10 protein-coding genes and 1 riboswitch are annotated in these 12,473 nt (G+C 49.5%); of the genes, 5 read left to right on the forward strand and 5 right to left on the reverse strand.

Features of this window, described 5'->3' with window-relative positions:
* The first annotated feature begins 81 nt into the window (after positions 1-81).
* Together lepB and DWV73_RS09360 are read left to right on the forward strand one after the other, a co-directional pair.
* Positions 82-594: a signal peptidase I gene (gene lepB / locus DWV73_RS09355; protein ID WP_227589452.1), complete on the forward strand. Its 513-nt coding sequence runs from the start codon at positions 82-84 to the stop codon at positions 592-594.
* Positions 595-629: 35 nt separating this feature from the next.
* Positions 630-1,949: an aspartate kinase gene (locus tag DWV73_RS09360; RefSeq protein ID WP_107000817.1), complete on the forward strand. Its 1,320-nt coding sequence runs from the start codon at positions 630-632 to the stop codon at positions 1,947-1,949.
* A 155-nt stretch (positions 1,950-2,104) separates the two neighbouring features.
* On the opposite strand, the gene DWV73_RS09365 is transcribed toward DWV73_RS09360, so the two are convergent.
* The 3 genes from DWV73_RS09365 to DWV73_RS09375 all read right to left on the reverse strand — a co-directional run bounded on the left by DWV73_RS09365 (position 2,105) and on the right by DWV73_RS09375 (position 4,970).
* Entirely contained in the window at positions 2,105-2,716 is a 612-nt protein-coding gene (locus DWV73_RS09365) for a hypothetical protein (RefSeq protein ID WP_147341934.1), read from the reverse strand.
* 18 nt (positions 2,717-2,734) lie between these two features.
* Complete coding sequence (locus DWV73_RS09370) at positions 2,735-3,040, reverse strand: hypothetical protein (protein WP_117796517.1); 306 nt, start codon at positions 3,038-3,040, stop codon at positions 2,735-2,737.
* A gap of 283 nt (positions 3,041-3,323) precedes the next feature.
* On the reverse strand, positions 3,324-4,970 hold the full coding sequence (locus tag DWV73_RS09375; RefSeq protein ID WP_117796518.1) for a DEAD/DEAH box helicase: 1,647 nt from the start codon (positions 4,968-4,970) through the stop codon (positions 3,324-3,326).
* 411 nt (positions 4,971-5,381) lie between these two features.
* Between DWV73_RS09375 and DWV73_RS09380 the strand changes: the two genes are divergently transcribed.
* The gene (locus DWV73_RS09380) at positions 5,382-6,194 is read left to right on the forward strand and encodes an amidohydrolase family protein (protein WP_117796585.1); all 813 of its coding nucleotides are present in this window, start codon (positions 5,382-5,384) and stop codon (positions 6,192-6,194) included.
* A 96-nt stretch (positions 6,195-6,290) separates the two neighbouring features.
* Here DWV73_RS09380 and DWV73_RS09385 read toward each other — a convergent pair whose 3' ends face one another.
* On the reverse strand, positions 6,291-8,003 hold the full coding sequence (locus tag DWV73_RS09385; RefSeq protein ID WP_117796519.1) for a hypothetical protein: 1,713 nt from the start codon (positions 8,001-8,003) through the stop codon (positions 6,291-6,293).
* A gap of 254 nt (positions 8,004-8,257) precedes the next feature.
* Positions 8,258-8,337, forward strand: a riboswitch (ZMP/ZTP riboswitch).
* A gap of 93 nt (positions 8,338-8,430) precedes the next feature.
* Here DWV73_RS09385 and pflB point away from each other — a divergent pair.
* Positions 8,431-10,725, forward strand: coding sequence for a formate C-acetyltransferase (gene pflB, locus DWV73_RS09390; protein WP_117796586.1), 2,295 nt, complete (start codon positions 8,431-8,433; stop codon positions 10,723-10,725).
* Between the two features lie 2 nt (positions 10,726-10,727).
* Positions 10,728-11,540 (forward strand): radical SAM protein, encoded by an 813-nt coding sequence (locus DWV73_RS09395; RefSeq protein WP_117796520.1) that lies wholly within the window; start codon positions 10,728-10,730, stop codon positions 11,538-11,540.
* Positions 11,541-11,735: 195 nt separating this feature from the next.
* Here DWV73_RS09395 and DWV73_RS09400 read toward each other — a convergent pair whose 3' ends face one another.
* Complete coding sequence (locus DWV73_RS09400) at positions 11,736-12,425, reverse strand: response regulator transcription factor (RefSeq protein WP_022359471.1); 690 nt, start codon at positions 12,423-12,425, stop codon at positions 11,736-11,738.
* Positions 12,426-12,473: the final 48 nt, after the last annotated feature.

Genomic DNA, 12,473 nt, shown 5'->3' on the forward strand with positions numbered 1-12,473 from the left:
AACGCTTCAGGTACCGGAAATGCCGCAAAATCCAAGAAGGGCAAGAGCCGCAAGGAAGGCTTCAATCTCAAGGACGAGGTCATAAGCTGGATTCAGGTCCTGGTTGCCGCCGCTATTATCGCATTCTGCGTCAACCATTTCATCATCGCCAACAGCGAAGTCCCGACCAGCTCGATGGAAACGACCATCATGGCTGGCGACCGCGTCATCGGCTCACGGTTAAGCTACAAATTCGGAGATCCGCAGCGGGGTGACATCGCCATTTTCATTTATCCGGATGATGAAGCGAAAGGCATCAAAACGTACTATGTCAAACGTATCATCGGTATGCCGGGCGACACGATCGACATCGTGGACGGCAAGGTATACTTAAATGGTTCCGATACACCGCTCGACGAGCCGTATCTGCATGAACCGATGGAACCGGAGGAACCGCAGCACTACGAAGTGCCGGATGGCTGCTATTTCATGCTGGGCGACAACCGGAACTATTCCAACGACGCCCGCCGCTGGACGCACAAATACGTCAAGCGCGACAAACTGGTTGCCAAGGTACTGTTCCAGTATTTTCCGAAGATCCAGAAACTGAATTAACCCAATATTTACTTTAGGAAGGAACAAAGAACATCATGAAGAAAGTAGTAAAGTTTGGCGGAAGTTCCCTCGCCAGCGCAAAACAGTTCAAAAAAGTCGGAGATATTATCCGTGCTGATAAATCCAGACGCTACGTTGTACCGTCTGCTCCGGGCAAACGCAACAAAAATGACACCAAAGTAACCGATATGCTCTATGCCTGCTACGAGGCAGCTTCCACCGGCGCAAGCTACGGCAAGCTTCTCTCCGCCATCAAAGAGCGCTATGAGCAGATCATCGACGGTCTGGAGTTGAATTTAAACCTCGATTATGAGTTCAAGACCATCGAGGAAAACTTTATCGCAAAAAAAGGCAGCGATTACGCAGCTTCCCGCGGTGAGTATTTAAACGGTATCATCATGTCCCATTACCTGGGCTATGAGTTCATCGATGCAGCCGAGGTAATCTTCTTTGACGAGAATGGTACATTCCTGTCCGAGAAAACCAATGAAGAGCTGTCCGAACGCCTCGCGCACACTGAGCGCGCCGTTATCCCAGGCTTCTACGGGTCCAATCCGGACGGCACGATCCACACCTTCTCCCGCGGTGGTTCGGATATCACTGGCTCCATCGTAGCCCGCGCGATTCACGCAGACCTCTACGAGAACTGGACCGATGTATCCGGTTTCCTGGTAACCGACCCGCGCATCGTGGAAAATCCGGTTCCGATCGAGACCATCACCTACAAAGAACTGCGTGAACTGGCTTACATGGGTGCCAGCGTCCTTCATGAGGATGCCATCTTCCCGGTACGCCGCGAGGGCATCCCGATCAACATCCGCAACACCAACAAGCCGGAGGATCCGGGTACACTCATCGTCGAGAATACCTGCCGGAAGCCGAAATACACCATCACCGGTATCGCCGGAAAGACTGGTTTCTGCTCTGTCACCATCGAGAAAGCGATGATGAACTCCGAAATTGGGTTTGGGAGAAAAGTTCTGGGTGTCTTCGAGGACTGCGGTATTTCCTTCGAGCATATGCCGTCCGGAATCGATACGATGACCATCTTCGTACACCAGTCCGAATTCGAACAGCATGAGCAGTTCGTTATCTCCAACATCCACCGCGCGGTACAGCCGGATTCCATCGAGCTTGAGTCCGATTTAGCACTCATCGCCGTCGTAGGACGCGGCATGAAGTCCACCCGCGGCACTGCCGGACGCATCTTCTCCGCCCTGGCACACGCCCGCATCAACGTCAAGATGATCGACCAGGGTTCCAGTGAACTCAACATCATCATCGGCGTGAAGAACGCAGATTTCGAGGCGGCTGTGAAAGCGATTTATGATATTTTTATTACGGCGGAGCTGTAAGAGCAAATTTTTAGAATTGTAAAGAAACGGCATCTTTGAGAGAAATAAAACGTCTCAAAGATGCCGTTTTAGATATAGCAAATTTTGCAATTTCATCAATTCTTACACTAAAAGCTTTTAGATGATATTTGTCCTTGTACTTATAAAATATATTTCTATAATCTCCACAAAAATAACATACATCCAATTAATATAAAGTGATTCAATGTTACCAATTTTTGGATATTCATCATTTTTTTGTAGGACGAAGGAAAAATCTTTGTATTTTCTTGTTTATAATTTTTTTCTTCCCTGGTTCTCCGAGCTGCTCCCCAGCAGAACGCAAATAACTCTATAAATACAGATATACTATATATGACAAGCCAAGGAAATCCCGCCATTTTTAATTGATTTTCCGACGTAATGATTATCACATAGAATATCCAAAGCAACGCCATAAAACCGACTATAAGCCTAAGCCATAATGGTTTTATCGCGCTCTCCTGTATTTCATATTCTATTTTTTTCTGCTTCTGCTGCCTATAGACTTGATACCATTTATGCCGCCCTAATAATATCAGATCTTTATTGCTGTCGGAACGTATTTCGGCCCGTTCCGGGATTACACAAAAATGTTCTTCCTGCTTTTCTCCCTTTTCAAAAAAATCTGCAACCGCGCTGCTCTTACAAAGCTTCCAGCCCTCTAATGCCATATGATTGTAATATTCTTCCATCTCTGCGTTTGTTAAAATAATTAGCGGTCGAAAGACTTTCATCATTTTCTTCACCTCTGATACGCCTTTTTGTTACGTTCCTATCCCACTGACAAGCACAACCATATTGATCATCCACATCACATAAATCACCTTATCTTTTTTCACCAGTTCGTACCATTCCGGCGTATCCAAAAGCCTCGGCTTTTTTAGAATATAAAAATATACAAAAATCAAAATACAAAGAATGATCCGGAACATTCCCACGGATTCATACCAGGTTCGTATCCCTAAAAAAGATGCAATCCTTTCACCGCCAAGGCACAACTCCATCAACAGCGCCCCAAACGCCGCTTCTCTTCCCTGACGAAACGCATTCGATGCCGTATATGCTTTCATGGCAGCTCCTTTCCGCGGATTTTCATTTTCCCGCTTTCTCTCTCACTGGATCTTCCACAGCGCCCTCTATTTCGGTACAATTATTGTATCATATCAATTATATTCTTTCAATTTAATTTTTCTTACATTTTTGTTACATATTTTCTTTTTCGAGTTCGATTTACAAGAACAAAGAAAGCCCCCAGGCATATCTGAGTCAACTTCCCAAAATTAGACTTTTAGGAGGCGCCTCATGTCCATACCTGAGGGTTCTATTATACATGATTATTTGAATCCGTTTCCCCTACTTCCGGTTCGCCTTCTCCATATGCACGTTCTTGCCCTTGATCTTCGCACCGCGCATCGCCTGCAGTACAACGTCCGCATGCTCTCTCGGCACCTCGACGAATGTGTAATTATCGAACATATCGATACTTCCGACCATACGTCCCGGCATGCCGGATTCTCCGGCGATCGCACCGAGGATATCGCCCGGACGGATGCCCTGGTTCTTTCCGATGTTGATGAAGAGACGCGCTACGTCCTCATTTCTGCCACGGCTTCCTCTGCCGTTTCTTCCACCACGGCTGCGGCGGCTCTCATCCTCGAGATCCTCCAGCTCACGCAGCGGGCGGTTCTCCTCTAAGAGCTCCTCGCCCTCTTCGCCCATCATCATTTTGAGCAGCGCTGCTGCCAGATCGAGCGTCGTGTAGTCCTCTTCCAGCACACGTTTTTCTACAATATCGATCACCTTACTCAGATCGCTGTCCTGCAGCACCTCGCCCACCTGGTCGAGAATCTTATCTGCCTTGATGGAGGTCACATCGTCCAGAGACGGAATCGCCTGCGGAATGATGCGGGTCTTGCAATAGCGCTGGATCTCGCGCAGCTTGTAAACCTCTTTGCCGACTACGAGGTTAAACGCCTTGCCCTCGCGTCCGGCACGGCCGGTACGTCCGATGCGATGTACATAATACTCGTCATCCTGCGGTACATCATAGTTGAATACCGCCTCAACATCATCCACATCGATACCGCGGGCTGCCACATCCGTTGCCACCAGAATGTCCGTCCGTCCGGTACGGAATGCACGCATGACACGGTCACGCTGCTCCTGTTTCAAATCGCCGTGAAGCCCTTCTGCAAAATAGCCGCGTCCCTGTAAGCCCTGTACCAGCTCATCGACCTGCTTTTTCGTGTTGCAAAATACCACTGAGAGCTTCGGATCATAGAGATCCAGCAGACGGCACATAACCTCCAGCTTGTTCTTCGGTTTTACTTCATAATAATACTGGGTTACCTTCGGAACGGTCAGCTCTTTCTTGACCACGCGCACAATCTGCGGATCTTTCTGGAAGTTCGCCGCGATCCGCTGAATCGCCTGCGGCATCGTCGCTGAGAACATCAGCGTCTGTCTCTCCTCCGGCAGTGCGCTTAAGATGGTTTCCATATCCTCTAAAAAGCCCATGTTCAGCATCTCGTCCGCCTCGTCGAGAACAACCGTGTGGATCTGATCCATCTTGACGGTTTTGCGGCGCATGTGATCCATCACACGCCCCGGTGTACCGATGATAACCTGCACACCATCCTTGAGGGAACGGATCTGACGTCCGATCTCCTGTCCGCCGTAGATCGGCAGAACCTTGACACCGTGCATGTATTTTGCCAGGCGGCGTATCTCCTCAGATACCTGGATGGCAAGTTCACGGGTCGGGCAGAGAATGATCGCCTGCGGCTTCTTATTCTTCGGATCGATCTTCTGTAACAGCGGAATACCAAACGCAGCCGTCTTACCGGTACCGGTCTGTGCCTGTCCGATGATATCCAGTCCCTGCAGTTCCAGCGGAATCGCCTGTCCCTGAATCGGAGAAGCCGCCTCGAACCCCATATCGGTGATCGCACGCATGATCTTTGCATCTAACTCTAAATCTTCAAATCTGATTGTTTCCATTCTATTCCTTTCATTGTCTGATTAACGGTCTGCACATTCCGGAGATACATTTCATATATCATATTAGTTATCTTTTTTGCATTCTTCCGGAATATTTACAAAAAAAGAAAGAGGCAGTTTGCCCCTTTGCAATACGCATAGCTATCACTATACCAGATCATAGTGTGGATGTCAAACAGATGGAGAAAAATTTGACATCCACCCCATTTGGGACTACACTAACAGTTGATTTCATACAGTTGCTGCATGCTCTATGAACCTGCCGGACTGTCACTGCATTTCTTATTTATATACACCCGAAGTTTTGTTGCACCGGATTTTCTCAAAACTTCCAGACATACATCACAGCAGAAAGGAGGACAGCGCCGTTCTTTTTCCAAAAGGTTTTTGATACAGGCGCCTGTTATCATTATGAAAATCATTGATTCACATTTGCACTTTTGTCCCGGTTACCCGCATTTCGATGAGATTGCCATCGAAGCCGGTCATATCAATAATGAAGAGCATCTGCGGGAATGCTTTCAGAAATATAATATCGTCGGCGGCATCGTCATGGGGAACCGCGGCGTTCACCCGGATAATCACACATACCCGGATTTTCTGCGCTATTGCGTCGGCGTCGAAGCACGAAAACTGACGCCGGAAAAGATTCAGAAGACATGCGATCTTGTCGAAGAAAACTTAAAACGGAATACCTGCGTCGGCATCAAACTCTATCCGGGATATGATTCCATCTACGTTACCGACGAGCGCTTCGAACCGATCTACGACCTCGCCAAGGCGTATAAAAAGCCGGTTTCCATCCACACCGGACAGACCGCCGGTTCCAAAGCATTCATCAAATACAGCCATCCGCTGACCCTCGATGAAGCCGCCGTCCGCCATCCGGATGTCCAGTTCGTCATGTGCCACTTCGGCAACCCGTGGCTGATGGATGCCGCCGCCGTCGTCGAGAAAAATGAAAATGTCGCCGCCGACCTCTCTGGGCTTTTAGAGGGCAAATTTGACATTCCGGAGTTTCTGGAAGAGCAGAGCGGGTATATCAGCACCCTGAAAACCTGGCTTGCCTACATCCGCGACTATGATAAGCTCATGTTCGGCACCGACTGGCCGCTCGCCAACTATGAAGATTACATCGAAATTACGAAACGGCTGATTCCGGAAAAATACTGGGAAACTGTGTTCTATCAGGCGGCGGAGCGGATTTATCATTGCAATTTTTAATGGATTTTTAGAAATCATAGCTCTTTTAAACCATAAAAAAGATACTGAAAACGGCTTATTTCAGGCTGTTCCCAGTATCTTTTTTATCTCAAAACATCATTCTTTCCCGGCACCTGTCACATCTAAAAACACATCCGCCACTCTTTCCATCCCCAGATACGCATACGGCAGCAGCAGCATAAAATACACCACCGAATACTGCCCCTTCGCCTCCCAGACCAGATGGAACAGGAATCCCCCAATAAACACGATACCCGGAAGCAGCATCCCCCATCTGTCCGGTTCTCCACATTCCTGACTCTCCCAGACCGTTTCCATTCCCTGTTTTTTCACAGCTTTCACAGTTTTTTCTGCCTTTTCTGCTTCTATCCTCTTTTCCCATGTTCGTTTCGTCAGGACATGCTTACTTCGGCTTCCTTTGGCACTCATCCCGGCAATCACCCATACACATGCCATCGCATACACAAACGTCTGCAACAGATTCGCCGCAAAAACATAGAGCCGGTTCAGACCCCCTTCTTCCTTGAAAAGCTCCCATGGCGGGCTTCCCTCCGCCCAGGAGGTATTTCCCACCTCCTGGATCCAGAGACTCTGAAAGGTCGGTTCCGCCCAGATTGACTCGATCTTCCGAACAAAGAAATCAGCGGCTTTCGCCGGTTCCTCTGCCATATCTGAAATCGTTCTCCGCAAATCTGCCTGCGCCCATGCGGCCGCCAGATCCGCATCCCCATCTGCCTTCTGAAAGAGTTTTACCTGATAGCCATTGTACCAGCCCGGTCCACGTTTGCTCTCCTCCAGTCCCATCTGCACCCAGGCAATCATCGGCGCACCGTCCGATACCGTGCGTCCGGTCACGGAAGAAATTCCTGTCTGAATCCCCCGGTTTCCAATCACATACACTGTAATCAGAAGCACCGCTGCCACCAGCAGGCGTGCTTTCCTTCGAAAGACTCCCGAGGATGCCAGATACAAAAACAGCGCCACCAGCACAATCTCATAATTCGACTTGAGGATCACCGCCGCCGCTACTGCTGCCGCGCCAATCCAGAAGTCTCTTCCCCGCCCCTCTTCCACATACCGCACCAGACGTTCCATCGCCAGACATGAAAGTCCAAATCCCGGCATCGTGCCGTACACGAAGAGGATATAGAAAGAAAATGGCAGACAGCACGCCATCCACAAAAGCAGGCTGCACCTTTCGTTTCCCCGTACCATCATCCGCTGCAGACTCACGATTCCCAGAATAAAAAAACCGATATTTAAAATCTGAAAAACTGCATACGCCGCATCTCCAAAGAGAAATGCCAGCACTGCCATATAGAGAATCAGCCCATTCTGAGACGGGTAAGTGTACGCATACCCAAGCGATCCTTCCGCTGTCCCATACGAATACGCCACCGGCTCCCAGGCGCTGAAATCGCCCTGCAGAAGTCCCTGCGCGGACGCCATACACTGATGAGAGTCAGAACCGCCCCAGGACGGGACGAGGAGAATCCAAAAAAGATAGGCAGCAGCCGCTAAAAGAAGCCATTGGTTTTTCCGGCAGATATCTTTCCGTTCTTCGCTGCCATTTCGCACTTTTTCTTTTCCCACAAGGCGCTTTCGATCCTTTCTCCGCCTGTAAAACACCGTCAGTCCAATCACACCCGCACCAAAAAACAGGTGCAGAAACAGACTGTCCCTTCCATACTGTACAATCTCAGAACCTCCATAGACCCGGCAGGTCACAACCGCGCTGAGCAGTGTCAGGAAAAAAAGAATTCCTCCCAACAAAATCCGCACCAGACCGACACAAAATTTTTCCAGCATTTCCTTCCTCTCTTCTGTCATTTCTGTCAAATTCAGGTTTCATCATTACTGTTCAAGCATCGTGCCCAGCAACTTTTTATCCCTTTTTCATTCCCATCTGTCCTAAAACTTCACTCATTTTATCAAGTCATTTGCCAAATGTCCACTCTTTCCGGCACTCTTTTTGTTACTGTGAACAGCTACGGATTTGAACCGTTACCTCTTCCCCCAAATATAGCTTGACATTCCTCTTTGGTTCTGGTATATCTTAAACATAGCAGTCATACAACTGACGGATAAGTGGATCAACCACATGAAGTATGACTGGAAATTGCCGACCGTCTGGGCGTCACAGCACAGACCGTGGGTATTTTTTTTACTTTTTTTCACTCTCACTGTCTCTGCTGGGATCGAAATTTTTCAACCAGGAGGGAAACACATGTCTGCTATGTATCAAACATTCCAAAACACACCTATCTTTCAAACGGCCTGGAGAGGTTTTCTGGGCTCCAAATGGACCGACGAAGTGAACGTCCGCGATTTCATCCAGAACAACTATACGCAATATGATGGCGATGAAAGCTTTCTCGCTGCCCCAACCAGTGCCACTCATCTGCTCTGGGAACGCCTTCAAAAGCTTCAGAAGGAAGAGCACGAAAAGGGCGGTGTGCTCGAATGCGAAACTGAAATCGTATCCAGCCTGACCGCCTATGGTCCGGGATATATCGATCCGGAGCTTAAAGATCTGGAACGCATCGTCGGACTTCAGACCGACAAACCACTCAAGCGGGCTTTTATGCCGTTCGGCGGAATCAAGATGGCAGAGGAAGCCGCTGAAACCTACGGCTACCATGTCAATCCAAAATTTCATAAAATCTTTACCGAATACCATAAAACCCACAACCAGGCCGTCTTCGATGCATATACCCCGGAAATGAAAACCGCCCGCCACTGCCATATCGTCACCGGGCTTCCGGATACCTATGGACGCGGCCGGATCGTAGGCGACTACCGCCGGATCGCCCTGTACGGAATCGATTTCCTAATTCAGGAAAAGAAAAAGGATCTGGAACGCTGTGGAAATGGCGCCATGTTTGATGACATCATCCGCCAGCGGGAAGAGATCGCCGAGCAGATCCGCGCTCTAAAGGGCATTCAGGAGATGGCTGCCATCTATGGTTTTGATATCTCCCGTCCGGCTTCCAATGCCAAAGAAGCCGTCCAGTGGCTCTACTTCGGTTACCTCGCTGCCGTTAAGACCCAGAACGGTGCCGCCATGAGTGTCGGACGCATTTCCACCTTCCTTGATATCTACATCAACCGGGATTTAACAGAACAAACACTGACCGAGACCGAAGCACAGGAATTAATCGACCATATGACAATGAAATTCCGCATGGTAAAATTCGCCCGGATTCCATCCTACAACCAACTTTTCTCCGGCGATCCGGTCTGGGCGACGCTGGAGGTTGCCGGTCTGGGACAAGACGGGCGTCCGATGGTAACGAAAAACGATTTCCGCTTTTTACATACGCTGGAAAATATGGGACCGTCCCCAGAACCAAACCTGACCGTCCTTTACTCTTCCCGCCTGCCAGAGGCATTTAAGAAATATGCTGCCAAAATCTCCATCAACACATCCTCGATCCAGTATGAAAACGACGATGTCATGCGTCCGATCTGGGGGGACGACTACAGCATCTGCTGCTGCGTCTCCGCCACCCAGACAGGCAAGGAAATGCAGCTGTTCGGCGCCCGTGCCAATCTTGCCAAATGCCTTCTCTATGCCATCAACGGAGGCAGAGACGAGAAATACACTACCAAAGACGGACGCCCGATGCAGGTTGGTCCGGCGTATGCGCCGATCACATCCGAATACCTCGATTATCAGGAAGTCATGCATAAATACGATCAGATGCTGGACTGGCTGGCGGGTATTTATGTGAATATCCTCAATTTGATTCACTATATGCACGATAAATATTACTATGAGTCCGCTGAGATGGCGTTGATCGACACGGATGTCCGGCGTACCTTTGCCACCGGAATCGCCGGTTTCTCCCACGTGGTCGATTCTCTCTCCGCGATCCGGTATGCAAAAGTGAAGGTCATCCGTGATGAATACGGCATCGCCCGCAAGTTTGAGACAGAGGGCGATTTCCCACGCTACGGAAACGATGACGACCGCGCCGACGAGATTGCCGTATGGCTGTTAAAAACCTTTTTACATAAAGTAAAAAAATACCACACCTACCGGAATTCCGAGGCAACCACCTCGATCCTCACGATCACCTCCAATGTTGTATATGGCAAGGCAACCGGCGCACTTCCGGACGGACGGCCGGCATTCACCCCGTTTGCCCCGGGCGCAACTCCTTCCTACGGCGCAGAGCAGAACGGTCTGCTCGCTTCTTTAAACTCGATCGCAAAACTTCCATATGAATATGCGCTCGACGGCATCTCCAACACAGAAACGATTGCACCGGGGGCGCTCGGGCACTCCGAGACGGAACAGAAAAACAACCTGGTTCACGTCCTGGACGGATATTTTGATCAGGGCGCGCATCATTTAAATGTAAATGTCTTTGGAATCGAAAAACTGAAGGACGCGATGGAACACCCGGAAAAACCGGAATATGCCAACTTCACCATCCGTGTTTCCGGATATGCCGTTAAATTTATCAATCTGACCAGAGAACAGCAGCTCGACGTGATCGCCCGTACCTGCCACGAGGTGCTGTAACGATGCATACCGGTTATATTCATTCCATCGATACCTTCGGCTCCGTAGACGGTCCCGGTGTCCGCTTCGTGGTATTCATGCAGGGCTGTCTCATGCGCTGCCGCTACTGCCACAATCCGGATACATGGGTACTGCCAAAGGGACTTCCCCTCCCGGACGCCTCCCCCCACACTTCCGGCGCATCCGCTCTTTCCGAAGGTGTTTCTTGCCCATCTAAACACACCGGTTCGCAGGAAATCACCCCGGAAGCACTTCTTCGCCAGGCACTCCGCTACCGGAGTTACTGGCGCGGGGGCGGCGGCATCACCGTCAGCGGCGGAGAACCGCTCCTTCAAGCTGACTTTTTATGTGAATTTTTCCAGCTTGCCAAAGAACAGCACATTCACACCACACTGGACACCGCGGGACAGCCATTTACCACCGCCGAACCTTTCTTTTCCCGCCTGACCACGCTTTTAGAGCACACCGATCTTGTTATTCTGGATCTGAAACACATCGATCCGGAAAAACATCGTCTTCTGACTGGGCACTCCAACGAATCCATTCTTTCCTTTGCCCGGTTTTTAGACCAGATTCATAAGCCCATGTGGGTCCGTCATGTTTTAGTCCCCGGCATTACCGATGATCCGACCAACCTGCATGGAATCCGTGCATTTCTAGACACACTTTCAAATGTGGAAAAGGTAGAAATTCTCCCCTACCACACGCTCGGCATCTATAAATGGGAAACGCTTGGCATTCCCTATTCCCTGTCCGGCATCCGTATCCCGGACGAGAACGATCTGAAGCGGGCAAACCAAATCCTGTTGGGATGAAAAAGAATGTGCCTTGGCACATTCGGGCGTCTCGCGCGGTCGCTTGCGACATGTTTCTGCTTCGCGCGAGTGCGCATCCGCGCAGAGCATTTTATATTTCATAGGACACAATTTCCTATGAAATATAAAACGGCCCTTGGAAAGCGCTCCTGTTTGCGTTTCCCAAGGGTCGTTTTTATGTGGCTTATCCAGTCATCAGACTTTAAACCGGTATCCAACGCCCCATATCGTCTCAATATACTGCGGTTTCGCCGTGTTGAACTCGATCTTCTCACGGATCTTCTTAATATGCACGGTAACCGTCGCGATATCTCCCAACGACTCCATATCCCAGATCTCGCGGAAGAGTTCTTCCTTGGTAAATACATGGTTCGGGTTCTGTGCTAAAAAGGTCAGCAGGTCAAATTCCTTCGTCGTGAAGTTCTTCTCCTCGCCGTTGATGTAAACGCGGCGGGCAGTCTTATCAATCTTGAGTCCCCGGATCTCGATGATCTCGTTTTCCGGCATACCGCTGCCGATCAGGCGCTCATAACGCGCCAGATGCGCCTTGACACGTGCCACCATCTCACTCGGACTGAATGGTTTCGTGATATAATCGTCCGCGCCCAGTCCCAGACCGCGGATCTTGTCAATATCGTCCTTTTTCGCAGATACCATGATGATCGGTGTGTTTTTTACTTCCCGGATCTTCTTGCAGATCTCGAAGCCATCGACCCCTGGCAGCATCAGATCAAGAATCAGAAGATCAAAATCTTCCTCCATGCCGCGTTTCAGTCCCGTTTCTCCATTATTTTCTATCTCAACCTCAAAACCAGAAAGCTCCAGATAGTCTTTTTCCAGCTCTGCAATACTCTCCTCGTCTTCTACGATTAATATTCTGCTCATCTGTGAATTCCTCCTGCTGTTTTTATTTAAACGACCAAACTTCAAATC

Origin of the sequence: Clostridium sp. AF12-41, from assembly GCF_003461685.1 — a bacterium.
GTDB classification, from domain to species: Bacteria; Bacillota; Clostridia; order Lachnospirales; family Lachnospiraceae; genus Otoolea; species Otoolea fessa.